A 13,461-nucleotide genomic window follows, 5' to 3' on the forward strand; every position below is an offset into this window, starting at 1 on the left:
CCACACCGTCGGGTTTTAAAGTTCCCGATGCCTCGCGCATCCGGGGTGGCATGAAGTGGGCTACCTGTTCAAACTCTTCGCGTTGGCCAACGGACCAGGTGCCCGACAATTCATTCGAGTCGAGTCCGAGTCCGGGTCCGGGTCCATTCCAGGAGGGGCGATGCGCCAGGAGAGAGTCTTCGCAATCAAGTTCTCGAGCTTGTACCCGCTGTATGTCAAGAAAGCGGAATCCAAGGGCCGCTCGGCGGAAGAAGTCGATCAGGTCATCCGCTGGCTGACGGGTTACAGTCCTGAAGGACTGCGGCGCCAGATCGGGTCCGAAAACGACCTCGAGACCTTCTTCGCCCAGGCGCCACGGATCAATCCGAACGCCTCGCTTATCAAGGGCGTGGTGTGCGGCATTCGAGTGGAGGAAATCGAGCACCCGCTCATGCAGAAGATCCGCTACCTGGACAAGCTCGTCGATGAGCTCGCAAAGGGCAAGGCGCTGGAAAAGATCCTGCGGCAGTGACTCATCCACGCGCTGACGCCACCCGGAAGGCCATGTGGTCCGGGTTGGCCCGCTGCGCTGTTGAAAGTCGCTGCGCTTTACACGGGCGATCTGTTTTGGGTCAACGCGATGCGCGTAGTGCTTTCTGTTCTTCCAGGGTCAGCGCCACGTTGTTGCGCAGGTAGGCCGGCTCCACCCGTTCCGGCGCGAGCGCTTCGCCGCGTGCGTATGCGGCCACCGCGAGCCGCGCCACATCGGCGGCATGCGGCAGGGCGCTGGCGTCGACCGAGGCCAGTTGCGCATGCAGATGCTGTTGCAGCAGTCCATTGGCAGCGGCGAAGCCGGTGCCGATGCCGTGCCAGCCGCTACGGTCGTCGGGCAGCGCGACCGCTTCCGGGGCGCAGACGATTTCCGTGGAGATCGCGATCAGCCCATCACCCTTGCGTGCGAACGCGCCCACGTAGATCTCACCCATGCGCGCATCGATCGCAGCGAGGATGCGTTCGTCCTGCGATTGCACGGCGATGGCCTGCAGGGTGGACACCGCGACCACCGGCTTGTCCAGCGCCAGGGCGATGCCCTGGGCCAGGGCGATGGCCAGGCGCACGCCGGTGAATGCGCCGGGGCCGCGGCTGATCGCGATGGCGTCGAGCTGCGACTTGGCGATGCCGGCCTCGGCCAACAAGGCTTCCGCCCACGGCAAGGCGTATTCGGCATGCAGGCGCGGGGCGATTTCGTGGCGCTCGATGATCTCGCCATCGACGTATACGGCGATGGAGCAGGCTTCGGTGGCGGTTTCGAGGGCTAGGAGTTTCATGGGCGGGGGAGTGAGGAGTGAGGAACGAGGAACGAGGAACGAGGAACGGATGAAGCGTAGCTCTTTTTGCTCGTCATCCCAGCGAACGCTGGGATCCATCTTGATCTTGCTGTTGCATTCAAGCGGGTTCGAACAAGAGCAACAGCAAAATGGATCCCAGCTTGCGCTGGGATGACGGATCACTCTTTTTCACTAGCTATCTGTTCACTGGTTACCTGTTCACGACTGCCCACTATCGCTTCATCTTCACGCACCGCAAAGAACGCCTCCACATCCTCCACATTCCTTGTCCGCGCAAACGGCGGCAGCGAATCCAGGAAGACCTTGCCGTAGGACTTGCCGGTCAGGCGCGGGTCGCACAGGACCAGCACGCCGCGGTCGGTTTCGCTGCGGATCAGGCGGCCGACGCCCTGCTTGAGCGCGATCACCGCCTGCGGCAGTTGTTCGTCGCGGAACGGATTGCCGCCATCGCGGCGGATCGCTTCCAGGCGCGCCTCGAACACCGGATCGTCGGGCGCGGCGAACGGCAGCTTGTCGATCACCACCACCGACAGCGCATCGCCGACCACGTCCACGCCCTCGCGGAAACTCGCCGCGCCCAGCAGCACGCCGTTTCCGGATTCGCGGAAGCGCTGCAGCAGCGTCGCCCGCGGCGCCTCGCCCTGTACGAACAGCGGCCACGGCGCATCGCGCAGGGTTTCGGCCGCTTCGCGCAAGGCGCGATGCGAGGCGAACAGCAGGAATGCACGTCCATTGGAAGCCTGCAGCACCGGATACAGCGCGGCGATCAATGCTGTGCCGTAGCCGCGCGAATTGGGTTCGGGCAGGCCTTGCGGGAGATAGCAGAGCGCCTGTTTCGGCCAGTCGAACGGGCTGGGTTGCAGCAGGGTCTGCGGATCGTCCAGGCCCAGGCGCACCGCGAGATGGTCGAAGCTGCCACCGACGGCGAGCGTTGCAGAAGTGAATACCCACGACGCGTGCGATTTTTCGCGATGCTCGCGCAGCGGGCCGGATACATCCAGCGGCGTGCGCTGGCAGCGAAAGCCGCGCTGGGTGAGTTCGTACCAGAGCACGTCGCTGGAAGGCAGCGGCGCTTCGTCGTCGAAATCGACCAGTCGCTCGTCGTCGGCGCGGGTGTCGTCGCCGAGCCAGCGCCCCAGCCGGGTCGAGGCGTCTTTCGCGCGTGCGGCACAGGCGTCCAGGCCGAGCGAGGTATCGGCCATGGCGACGGTTATTTCGAGCAACTGCCGCAGCGATTCGGTCAGCGCATCGAAACCCTCGCGCACTTCCGGCTTGGACAGCGCGCGGAAACGGGTGCCGCGCACCGGCAGGCCTTCCATGCCCGCGCGCAGTTCGCGCAGCGACTGCTCCAGCGCGCGCACCGGCATCTGCAGGCTGGCGAGCGCGCCGGGGATTTCCTTGCACTCGGCCAGGCAGTCGCGCGCCAGTTCCTGGATCGGGCGCATGCCGAAACTTTCGCCGAAGAAGTTCGCCGCCAGTTCCGGCAGCTGGTGCGCTTCGTCGATGACGAAGGCCTGCGCGCCGGGCAGGATTTCGCCGAAGCCTTCCTGTTTCAAGGCGAGGTCGGCGAGCAGCAGATGGTGGTTGACCACGACGATGTCGGCCGACTGCGCGCGCTGCCGCGCCTGCACGACGAAGCACTCGCCCCAGAACGGACAATCGGTGCCCAGGCAGTTGTCGTTGGTCGAAGTGACCATCGGCAACAGCGGCGAATCGTCGGGCAGCGCTTCCAGTTCGGCCATGTCGCCGAACTGGGTGCGTCCGCCCCAGGAAACGATCCGCTGGAACTGCGAGATCTGTTCGCGGGTGGTGAAGCGCGGTTCGCCCTTGGCCTGTTCCAGCCGGTATCTGCACAGGTAATTCGCGCGGCCTTTCAGCAGCGCCGACTTCACTCCCGTGCCCAGCGCGTTGCGCACCCGCGGCAGGTCGCGGTGGTAGAGCTGGTCCTGCAGCGCGCGGGTACCGGTGGAGATGATGGTCTTCAGCCCCGACAGCAACGCGGGCACCAGATAGGCGAAGGTCTTGCCGGTGCCGGTACCGGCTTCGGCCAGCAGTACTTCGCGGCTGTCGAAGGCATCGGCGATCGCCGTGGACAGGCGCTGCTGCGCCTCACGGGGAACGAAATTGTCGAGCTGGTTGGCGAGCGCGCCGCCTTCGCTGAGGGCGTCGCGGGCTGCTTCGGCAAGTCGTGACATCGGTGGGTGGGGCATTCCTGAAAAGCCCCCTCCTCCGTTTCGCGGGGAAGGGCTAGGGTGGGGGCAGCCGGAGCCGATCGGAATCCAGTTGCGACGACAACTCCAATGCCAGGCAACCGCATGGGATGGCATCGCTGGAAACTGGCGTGCCCTGCAAGTTTACCGGCTTCGGACCGCCCCCATCCCAAGCTTCCCCCGTGAACGGGGAGGCGGCGGACGCCTTACATCCTGTTCAATCCCGCCACGGTGCAGGCTTCTATCTGCGTATGCGCCGAAACCGCGTCCTGCTGCAGGCCGCGCGCGAGGCGCGCCTGTTCGATGGTGGCCCAGTGCCGGCGGCACAGCGGTCCGACCTTGGAACCCAGGTCGAAGGCGCGCTTGGCCAGCGTCTCCGCGCGTTCGTATTCCGATTGCAGCAAAGCCGCTTCCGCGCGCTCCTGCAGGATCGCCGGATCGTCGGGCGCGATCAGCAGCGCCTGGTTCAGGGCTTCGGCCGCGGCGGGGTAATCGCGTGCGGCGATGGCGGCGGCCGCATCGTCGCGCAGGTCCTGCACTTGCGGGTCGCGCAAGGGCTGCACCGCGAGTTCGCGATCGTCGGCGCCCTTTGATGCGGCGACGACGTTGGCGAGCCGCAGTTCCGGAGCGACCTTGGGAACAGCGGGCGATGCGGGAACAGTCGATGTACCGGATGTCGTGCAGGCGGACATGGCGAGCACCACGGCGAGGGTTGCGAATTTTCGGAACGGTTTCATCTTCATCACGGTTGCGGTGCGGGGGCAGGTTCTGCGGGCGGCGCCTGTTCTTCCTTCTTGCCGTCCAGGCCGAACCAGCTGCGCCAGCCGCCGCCTTCGGCTTCTTCGCCCGTTTCCTCGGGCACCGGCTCGATCACGCAGGTGGCGTAGGCAGGCGCGAAGCCGGACACGAACGGCAGTTGCCGCGCGCCGGGGCAACCGGCATCGGTGGCGTTCGCGCCGGCGACCCACTGCCAGTCCAGGCCCTTGCCGGACACCTTCAACGGCGCGCTGGGCAGGCGCGTGAAGATCCCCGACCATACCCGCATCGCACCGGTAGCGCCGTACAGGCCGGTCTGTTCGTTCTGGTCGTTGCCCATCCACACCACCGCGAGGTGATCGCCGGTGTAGCCGGCATACCAGCTGTCGCGGCCGTCGTTGCTGGTGCCGGTCTTGCCCGCGGACTGCAGGCGGCCGAGGCCATCGCCGAGCAACTGGCGCCCGGTGCCGTTGCTGACCACCTGCTGCAGGCCGATGCTGACCAGGTGCGCTGCGATGGAATCGCCTTCCTGCGCCGGCGCCGGGGTCTTGTCGTAGCGTTTGAGCAGTTTGCCGTTCGGATCGAGCACGCCACGCACTGCGTGCAGCGGCTGGATCTCGCCACCCGAAGCGAGGAACTGGTAAAGCTGGGCCATCGCATACGGACTCTGGTCGGTGGCGCCCAGGATCAAGGCCGGATTCGGCTCGGCCTTGATTCCGGCCAGCACGTGGATCAGGTTGGACAGGCGCTGCGGATCCACCTTCATGCCGATGCGCACGGTGGCCTGGTTGTAGGAATGGGCCAGCGCATCGACCAGTCGCACCGAGCCATGGCTGCGGTTGTCGGAATTGCCGGGCGTCCAGCGTCTGCCCTTGCCCAGTTGCACGGTGACCGGGGAATCGTCGACGTAGCTGGCCAGCGAATAGTTGTCCGGCTGGGCCAGCGCGAGCAGATAGACGAACGGCTTGAGCAGCGAACCGACCGGACGCTGCGCTTCCACCGCGCGGTTGAAGCCGGGTTGCGACACGTTGCGGCTGCCGACCACGGCCAGCACATCGCCATCGTGCACATCGGTCAGCACCAGTCCGGCCTGCAACGGCGGGCGCTTCTTGTTCTCCACCGATTTCAGCGTGCGCGCGACCGCGCCTTCGGCATAGGCCTGGGCCGAAGGCGACATGCCGGTGAGCACGCTCAGGCCGGCGCCCTGCAGCGCGCTTTCCGGATAATCGCGCGCGAGCTGGCGGCGCACCAGATCGACATAGGCGGGGAAGCGGTTGGCCGCGGCCATGCCCGGGGTGGTGGTGACGCCGAGCGGCGCGGCGCGGGCGCGCTTCCATTCGGGCTGCTTGATCAACCCGGTTTCCAGCAGTTTGTCCAGCACCAGGTTGCGGCGATCCAGCGCACGTTCCGGGTTGCGGCGCGGATCGTAGTAGGACGGTCCCTTGACGATGCCGATCAGAAGGGCGATCTGTTCGCTGGTCAGCGAATCCAGTTCGCGCCCGAACCAGAATTCGGAGGCCGCGGCGACGCCATGGATGGCCTGGCTGCCGCGCTGACCCATGTACACCTGGTTCAAGTACGCCTCGAGGATGGTGCGCTTGTCGTAGCGCGCTTCCAGGATCAAGGCGAAGAGTATTTCGTTGAACTTGCGGCTCGGGGTGACTTCCTTGCCGATGCCGAGCAGGCCGCTACGGGCGAGCTGCTGGGTCAGGGTGCTGGCGCCCTGCCGGGTCTCGCCACCGGAGCGCACGGTCACCCAGATCGCGCGCAGGATGCCGCTGACATCGATGCCGTGGTGGCTGCTGAAGTCGCGGTCTTCCACCGCCTGCAGGCCGGTGACCAGCAACTCGGGTACCTCCTCCATGCGCACCAGCCGGCGTTCTTCCTGCTTCTGCCCGTACAGGGTGGCGATGCGCGCCGGATCCAACCGCGCCGACTTCAGGTTCTGGCTGCGGCCGAGGTCGCGGACACTGGCCACGCGCCCGCCCGACAGCGATACCTGCAGCCTGCGCGCCGGCACCTTGCCTTCCACATCGGTGAAACCACGGCTGGCAATGATGAAACGGCCGCCATCGCGCGCATAGGTGCCGAGGCGCTCGCCACTGCCGTCGTCGCGATAGGAAGCGGCGTCGAGTTCGGTCTTCAGGGTCTGCGCATCCATCGCCACGCCGGGCGCCAGCTGCAGCGGGCGCGCATACACGCGGGTCGGGATCTGCCACTGCAGGGCGCCGAAGCGCTGGCTGACCTGGTGGTTCAGGTACAGGGTGTAGGGAATCAGGAAACCCAGTCCCAGCCCCAGCGCCGCCAGTGCCCAGGTCACCAGCCGCTGGCGCCAGGGATGCGCGTCGTCGTGATCGTCGGTGTCGTCGTCTTGGTCGTCGTAGTCGTAGCGCGGCACGGGAATGCGACAATAGGAGTTCCGACGAGTCTAGCGCAGCCCGCCACGCTGCGGCCGGCGGACTTCCCCCCTGCTCAGCTGGAGTTGCACCGGAATGTCGATTTCCCTGGCCGATGCGCGCTTCCAATGGCAACGCGCGCTGGGCCTGATCCGTCGCGGCATCAGCAGCCTGCGCACCCGTGGCTGGCGGGCGAGCTGGGACCGGCTGAAACGCCAGTTCCAGCGCGCGCCGCAGATGCAGCGCGCCGCGCTCTATTTCCCTGTCGAAGCGCCATTCGCGCCATTCGCGGTTCCCGACAGTCCCACGCCGCGGGCCAGCATCATCATCCCGGTCTACAACCAGGCCGCGCACACCCCCGCCTGCCTGCGCGCTTTGGCCGAACACCCGCCGCTGGCCAGCTGCGAGATCCTGGTCGTCGACGATGGCTCCAGCGACCAGACCGCGGAGTGGATGGCGCAGGTCTCCGGCCTGCATTTCCACCGGCGCGCGCGGAACGAAGGTTTCATCGCCGCCTGCAACGATGGCGCGGAGCGCGCGCGCGGCGAGTTCCTGGTGTTCCTGAACAACGACACCGTGCCGCAGCCCGGCTGGCTCGATGCCCTGCTGGATACGTTCCGCTCGCATCCCGAGGCCGGCCTGGTCGGCGCGCAGTTGCTGTATCCGGACGGGCGCCTGCAGGAAGCCGGTGGGGTGGTGTTTTCCGATGGCTCGGCCTGGAACTACGGACGCTTCGAATCCCCGCACGATCCGCGTTTCGCCAGTTTGCGCGCAGCCGACTATTGCTCGGGTGCGGCGATCGCGATCAGGCGCGAGCTGTTCCACTCGCTGGCCGGTTTCGATACCCGTTATGCGCCGGCGTATTACGAGGACACCGACCTCGCTTTCTCGGTGCGCGCCCGCGGCCACGGCGTGCTGTACCAGCCGCGATCGCGCGTGGTCCACTTGGAAGGCATCACTTCCGGCACCGATACCAGCACCGGCGCCAAGGCTTATCAGGTACGCAATCGCGAACGCTTCGCCGGGAAGTGGGGCGACGCCCTGGCGCGGCAACCCGCCCCGGACGCACTGCCCACGCCGGCCCTGCTGCATGCCGGACAGCGCCAGGTCCTGATCATCGATGCGATGACCCCGCGGCCGGATCACGATTCCGGCTCGCTGCGCCTGGTGAACCTGATGCGGTTGCTGCGCGAGGAAGGGATGCATGTCGTATTCCTGCCCTCCAACCGGCGCGACGATGGCCACTACACCACCGCCCTGCAGGCGCTCGGCGTGGAAACCTGGTACGCGCCGCATGCGCGCCGCCTGCCCGCCTGGCTGGCCGAGCACGGGCCGCGCTTCGATAGCGTGGTGCTCTGCCGGCACTACGTGGCCAGCGCATTCCTTCCGCTGGTCGCCAAGCATGCGCCCCAGGCGAAAGTGGTGTTCGACACCGTCGACCTGCATTACCTGCGCGAACGGCGGGGCGCGGAAATGAACCAGGACGAGGCGATGCTGCGCGCGTCCGAAATCACCCGAACCTCGGAACTGGCGGTGATGGCGCGCGCGGACGTGACCCTGGTGGTCAGCAGCGTGGAAAAGGAATGGCTGGCGCATGAAGCGCCGGGCCGGGCCGTGGAAGTGGTTTCCAACCTGCACCAGGTCGCCGGGCCGGGCCAGCCCTTCGCGCAGCGCAAGGACCTGGTCTTCGTTGGCGGTTTCCGTCATCCGCCGAACGTGGACGCCGTGGTCTGGTTCGCGCGCGAAGTGCTGCCCACCATCCGCGCGCGCTTGCCGGAGGTGGTGTTCCATTGCATCGGCAGCAATCCCTCCGATGCGGTGCTGGCCTTGTCCGCGCTGGACGGTGTCGTGGTCCACGGCCATGTCCCCGACCTGGTGCCGGCCATGGATGGCATGCGCATCGCGGTGGCGCCGCTGCGCTACGGCGCCGGGGTCAAGGGCAAGGTCAACCTGAGCATGGCCCACGGCCAGCCGGTGGTGGCGACGACCTGCGCGGTGGAAGGCATGCATCTGCAGGGCGGCCGCGATGTGCTGGTCGCCGACGATGCGCAAGCGTTCGCCGAGGCGGTGGTTCGCCTGTACCAGGACGAGGAATTGTGGAACCAGTTGGCCCGCAGCGGCCTGGAGAACGTGGCCCGGCATTTCTCCCTGGATGCGGCGCGCGAGGTGGTGCGGCGGGGGTTTTTTGGGCGGGAGGCGGGGAGCAAGAAGTGAGGAACGAGGAACGAGGAGTGAGGAACGAGGAACGAGGAACGAGGAGAGCGATAGCCTTCTCACTTCTCACTTCTCACTTCTCACTTCTCACTTCTCACTTCTCACTTCTCACTTCTCACTTCTCACTTCTCGTTCCTCGTTCCTCGTTCCTAGCTCCCCGCCCCTAATCGCCCCCAGCCTCCGCACTGCGCACCCGCGCGGCGAACTCGGCCAACCCTGGCGCACCCGCATCCAGGCCACGCGCTTCGCGCAGGGCTTCGGCGGCGAAGGCGACTTCGCCCGCCCCCAGCCGCTCGCCGCCCACCGCTAGCCATTTCTGCGCCAGCCGGCGACGCGCGTCGGACAATTGCGCATTGCCCGGCTCCAGGGTCTGCCAGGCGTCGTAGCAGGCGCGGGCGCGACGCACGCGGTTGCCACGCAGTTGTTCCTCGAAGCAGGAACGGGTGGCTGGCAGCAGACGGGCGGCAGCGCGCCTGACCTCGACATCGTCCGGTGCCAGCGACTGGGCCGCGCGGAGTTTGTCGTAGGCGCTTTCGCCCGGCGGCGTGAGCCAGTCGCCGCGCGCCTCGGCCTGTTCCATCGCGGCCAGCAGGACCCGGCTGCGCCGTATCCGTTCGCGCGGCGGCATCGAGCTGGTCATCCGCGACTGCGATTGCCGGGCACGGGCCAGCGACTGGGCCGCCTCCTTCACCACGGCTGCCCGTGGCGCGATTTCGCGGGCCAGCGCCAGCGACGCCTCGGCCTTGGCGAAATCGAAATCCGCCGCTTCGCGCACCGCTCGCTGCGCATAGGCGCTGGCCACGCGCTCGATGCCCTGTGCTGCCGCGGCGTCATCGGCCGACGCAGCCAGTACCAACCGATAGCCTGTCAATGCCCGATCCAGTCGCTGGCGCCGCAAATCGACATCGGCAAGCTGGCGTCGGTGCTCGATGGCGCGCGCCAGTTGCGCCTCCAGGCCAGGCAAATCGACATGCCCCGGATCGTAGCCGCGTGCCTGCGCGATCAAACTGGAACCACGCGCAAGATCGCCACCCGCCAGCGCCTGGCTCGCCTGCTGCAACCATTCCGACAAGGCGTCCTCGCGACCTTCCAGGGCCGCGGTCTGGTTGGGTTCCAGGACCAGCACGCGCTGGTACAGGGGCAACGCGATTCCCAGTTGTCCGTCCGCCTGCGCGGCCGCGGCCTCAGCCATCAGCACATCGATGCCGGCATGCGCGGCCTCGCCACGTCGCAGCTGATCGGCGACCGCGTCGGCAACGGCCCGGGGCACCTGCAGTTCCCGGGCCAGCGCGAGCGACTGCCGCGCGTCTTCGAAACGGTTCGCGCGGAGTTGCGCGCGCGCCTGCGCCAGTGCCGTTTCCGCGACCCGGCTCAAACCCGCGCGGGCCTCGCTGCGATCCGAGTCCAGGGCCAGCGCCGCCTCGAAACGCTGGCGCGCGCCGGTGCCGTCCGCGGCATTCAATTTGCCCTGTTTCAGGGCGATTTCCGCCTCGCCCAGCAAGCGCTGCACGCGCATGTCCGGCCACATCAGATTGGCCAGTGGTTGCCGGAACGCCACCACCGCCACGCCCGCCACCAGCATGATCGCCAGGGCCCAGCGCCAGTAACGACGATCCCGCCAGGCAGGTGGCGGGGATGGGCGCGCGGGCCGGCGGAATTCGACCTCCTGCAGCCAGTCCGCCACCGGTTCGACCCGGTCGCCAGGCGACTTGCCGGACTGATTGTCGGGAGTTCGGATCACCGCGACAGGATAATCGCTCAGCCTGAACGTCGCGCTTCCTCGACCCCGGGCAGCGCATCGAGCTTGCCGAGCAGGGTCGACAACTGGCCGTAGTCGGTGACCTTCAGGCGCAGGCGCAGCAGCACGTGGCCACTGCCGCGCACGTTGTCGCTCTGGATGTCGGTGACATTGGCGTCTTCCTGCGCGATCAGCGTGGTGATGTCCTTGAGCAGGCTCTTGCGATCCAGCGCGCGGATCTGCACATCGACCTCGTAACCGCCGCCGGCCACGCCCCATTCCACCGGCAGCACCCGTTGCGGACTGGCCGCGGCCAGGCGCAGCAGCGAAGCGCAGTTGGCGCGATGCACGGTGATGCCGCGGCCGCGGGTCAGGTAACCGGCGATGGCTTCGCCAGGCACCGGCTGGCAGCAACGCGCCAACTGCACCAGCAGGTTGCCCACGCCCTGCACGGTGAACTTCGAGCGTGAATTCGAGCGGGAAGGCGTCGGCGGACGCTTCGGCAGGTGTCGCGCGAGGGCGGCCGGCGCGGGTTCGCTGGCGGCGCGCTGTTCCTCATGCAGGGCGCGGCCGATCTGGCTGGGGCCAACGTCGCCCAGGGCAATCTGGATATAGAGGTCGTCGATGCTTTCGGCGTGGAATTTCTTCGCCATCGGCGCCAGGTCGGCGTGATGCAGGCCCAGGCGCTTGAGTTCGCGCTCCAGCACCTCGCGGCCGGCCTGCACATTGCGGGCGCGATCCAGCTTGTGGAACCAGGCCCGCACCTTGTCGCGCGCGCGGCCGCTGGCGAGGAAGGCATTGCTGGCCAGCAGCCAGTCGCGGCGCGGCTCGCCGGTTTTCGCGGTCATGATTTCCACGCGGTCGCCGCTGCGCAACTGGTGGCTGAGCGGCACGATGCGGCCGTTGACCTTGGCCCCGCGGGTGCGGTGCCCGACCATGGTGTGCACGTGATAGGCGAAATCGAGCACGGTTCCGCCCTGCGGCAGGTCGATGACCTCGCCCTTGGGCGTCAGCGTGTAAATGCGTTCCTCGGCGAGCTGAGCGTCGAGTTCGCCGGCCAGGCCAACTCCTTCCTCGCGCCCGCCTTCGCCACTGGGTTCCAGCAACTGCCGCATCCACGCGATCTTGCGGTCGAAGGCCTTGTCGCCGCCCTTGCCGCCTTCCTTGTAGCGCCAGTGCGCGGCCACGCCGAGTTCCGCCTGGGCATGCATTTCGTGGGTGCGGATCTGCACTTCCAGGGTGCGTCCTTCCGGTCCGATCACCGCGGTATGCAGGGAACGGTAGTCGTTGGGCTTGGGACGGGCGATGTAGTCGTCAAACTCGCTGGGTATCGGCAACCACAAGGCATGGACCAGACCCAGCGCGGCGTAGCAGGCACCGACGTCGTCCACGGCCACGCGCACCGCGCGCAGGTCGTAGAGTTCCTCCATCGCCAACTGCTTCTTCTGCATCTTCCGCCAGATGCTGTAGATGTGCTTCGGCCGTCCGCTGATATCGGCGGCAATGCCATGTTCACCCAGCGTCTCGCGCAGCGTGGTCGTCACCGCGGCGATGTAGCGCTCGCGGCCGGTGCGTTTCTCGTCCAGTTGCTGCGCGATCTGGCGGTAGGTTTCCGGCTCCAGGTAACGGAAGGCCAGGTCCTCCAGTTCCCACTTCAACTGCCAGATGCCCAGCCGGTTGGCCAGCGGCGCATGGATGTCGCGGGTCAGCTGGGCCAGCAGGCGCCGCTCCGCGGCCGGCAATTTGCCCGCGGCGCGCATCCGCGCCAGTTGTCTGGCCAGCAGGATCGGGACCACCCGCAGGTCGTTGACGATGGCCAGCAACAGCCGGCGCAGGCCTTCGTTGTTGCCGGCGATCTCGCGCTCGGCGTGCAGCGCCCAGACCTGTGCGGCTGCGTTCTGCCCATCCAGCAAGCCGGTGACGCCGGTGTTTTTCGCGAGCTGCGCCTTCAATGCCGGTTGCAGGCCGGGGAGACCGAACAACAGGGCCGCCAGCAGCACATCCGCCTCGGCCGACAACCCGGCCAGCGCTTCCAGCGTATCGATCAGCACCGGCCACGGATCCGGCATGCCCGCCGTCGCGTCCCCGGCCGTCGCTGCGTCGGCGATGGCCGCGCGCATCGACGGCGACAACGCTTCGGCTGAACGGGACTGCAGCCAGGTTTGCAGCGGGGCGGTGGATGGGGCGTTCAAGGGATCGATTTCCAGAAGATGTGACTACACTAGCGGCCTTGCGCCCGGAGGAACAACCATGAAATCGCTACGCATCCCGCTCGCCATGCTGATGTTCGCGCTTGCGCCGCTTGCCTGGGCCCAGCCATCGGCCCCGCTGACCGCCAATGTCGAGCAGCAGATGAGCGCCGACGAGTTCAAGGCCGCCGGCTTGGACAAGCTGAGCGCGCAGGAACTGGCCGCGCTCAATGCCTGGCTGCAGCACAAGGTGGTGCAGGAAACCACCAAGGCGGTCGAGGTGGCGAAGGAAGAGGGACGCAAGGAAGTCAAGGAGATCAATCGCGGCTTCTTCGATTTCGGCTCCAGCGAAGCGATCGAGAGCGCGCTGGTCGGCGAATTCAACGGTTTCGCCAAGGGCAGGAAGTACACCCTGGAGAACGGCCAGGTCTGGGAGCAGATCGAGCCCGCTTCGCTGGACGGCGTGCGCCGGACCAACCCCAAGGTGTCGATCAAGCCCGGCATGTTCAACAACTGGTTCATGCGCATCGACGGCTACAACACCGCAGCCAAGGTGCGCCGCATCAAATAACGACCGGCAGCGAGAAGATCACCCGTAGGAGCGGGCCTTGCCCGCGATGCTCTTGCCCG

The 13,461-nt window shown here is 67.2% G+C and carries 9 protein-coding genes; 3 read left to right on the top strand and 6 right to left on the bottom strand.

All coding sequences use genetic code 11. From position 1 onward, the window contains the following. Window positions 1–160: 160 nt before the first annotated feature. On the top strand, window positions 161–511 hold the full coding sequence (locus CSC74_RS14135) for a DUF2200 domain-containing protein (protein ID WP_162315137.1): 351 nt from the start codon (window positions 161–163) through the stop codon (window positions 509–511). Window positions 512–611: 100 nt separating this feature from the next. Here the strand turns inward: CSC74_RS14135 and tsaB are convergent, their stop codons facing one another. From tsaB to mrcB, 4 genes are all read right to left on the bottom strand, one after another. Continuing rightward, complete coding sequence (gene tsaB / locus CSC74_RS14140; RefSeq protein WP_162315138.1) at window positions 612–1,307, bottom strand: tRNA (adenosine(37)-N6)-threonylcarbamoyltransferase complex dimerization subunit type 1 TsaB; 696 nt, start codon at window positions 1,305–1,307, stop codon at window positions 612–614. Window positions 1,308–1,486: 179 nt separating this feature from the next. Next, on the bottom strand, window positions 1,487–3,523 hold the full coding sequence (yoaA, locus tag CSC74_RS14145) for a DNA repair helicase YoaA (protein WP_162315139.1): 2,037 nt from the start codon (window positions 3,521–3,523) through the stop codon (window positions 1,487–1,489). Window positions 3,524–3,744: 221 nt separating this feature from the next. Next, window positions 3,745–4,275: a tetratricopeptide repeat protein gene (locus CSC74_RS14150; protein ID WP_162315140.1), complete on the bottom strand. Its 531-nt coding sequence runs from the start codon at window positions 4,273–4,275 to the stop codon at window positions 3,745–3,747. Between the two features lie 5 nt (window positions 4,276–4,280). Beyond that, window positions 4,281–6,692: a penicillin-binding protein 1B gene (mrcB, locus tag CSC74_RS14155; protein ID WP_162315141.1), complete on the bottom strand. Its 2,412-nt coding sequence runs from the start codon at window positions 6,690–6,692 to the stop codon at window positions 4,281–4,283. Window positions 6,693–6,786: 94 nt separating this feature from the next. Between mrcB and CSC74_RS14160 the strand changes: the two genes are divergently transcribed. Continuing rightward, window positions 6,787–8,904, top strand: coding sequence for a glycosyltransferase (locus CSC74_RS14160; RefSeq protein ID WP_162315142.1), 2,118 nt, complete (start codon window positions 6,787–6,789; stop codon window positions 8,902–8,904). A gap of 163 nt (window positions 8,905–9,067) precedes the next feature. Here the strand turns inward: CSC74_RS14160 and CSC74_RS14165 are convergent, their stop codons facing one another. Further along, window positions 9,068–10,645 (bottom strand): hypothetical protein, encoded by a 1,578-nt coding sequence (locus CSC74_RS14165; RefSeq protein WP_246193259.1) that lies wholly within the window; start codon window positions 10,643–10,645, stop codon window positions 9,068–9,070. Between the two features lie 17 nt (window positions 10,646–10,662). Further along, window positions 10,663–12,834, bottom strand: coding sequence for a RelA/SpoT family protein (locus CSC74_RS14170; RefSeq protein ID WP_246193261.1), 2,172 nt, complete (start codon window positions 12,832–12,834; stop codon window positions 10,663–10,665). Window positions 12,835–12,892: 58 nt separating this feature from the next. On the opposite strand from CSC74_RS14170, the gene CSC74_RS14175 reads away from it, so the two are divergent. Further along, window positions 12,893–13,402, top strand: coding sequence for a hypothetical protein (locus tag CSC74_RS14175; RefSeq protein WP_162315143.1), 510 nt, complete (start codon window positions 12,893–12,895; stop codon window positions 13,400–13,402). The last annotated feature ends 59 nt before the right edge of the window (window positions 13,403–13,461 follow it).

Origin of the sequence: Pseudoxanthomonas yeongjuensis, from assembly GCF_010093345.1 — a bacterium.
In the GTDB taxonomy this organism is placed as follows: domain Bacteria; phylum Pseudomonadota; class Gammaproteobacteria; order Xanthomonadales; family Xanthomonadaceae; genus Pseudoxanthomonas_A; species Pseudoxanthomonas_A yeongjuensis.

Bases quoted from the DNA above. Each gene is read 5' to 3' on its own strand.
- CSC74_RS14150 (WP_162315140.1), bottom strand. From the start codon at position 4,275: ATGAAACCGTTCCGAAAATTCGCAACCCTCGCCGTGGTGCTCGCCATG.
- yoaA (WP_162315139.1), bottom strand. From the start codon at position 3,523: ATGTCACGACTTGCCGAAGCAGCCCGCGACGCCCTCAGCGAAGGCGGC.
- CSC74_RS14175 (WP_162315143.1), top strand. From the start codon at position 12,893: ATGAAATCGCTACGCATCCCGCTCGCCATGCTGATGTTCGCGCTTGCG.
- CSC74_RS14135 (WP_162315137.1), top strand. From the start codon at position 161: ATGCGCCAGGAGAGAGTCTTCGCAATCAAGTTCTCGAGCTTGTACCCG.
- tsaB (WP_162315138.1), bottom strand. From the start codon at position 1,307: ATGAAACTCCTAGCCCTCGAAACCGCCACCGAAGCCTGCTCCATCGCC.
- CSC74_RS14160 (WP_162315142.1), top strand. From the start codon at position 6,787: ATGTCGATTTCCCTGGCCGATGCGCGCTTCCAATGGCAACGCGCGCTG.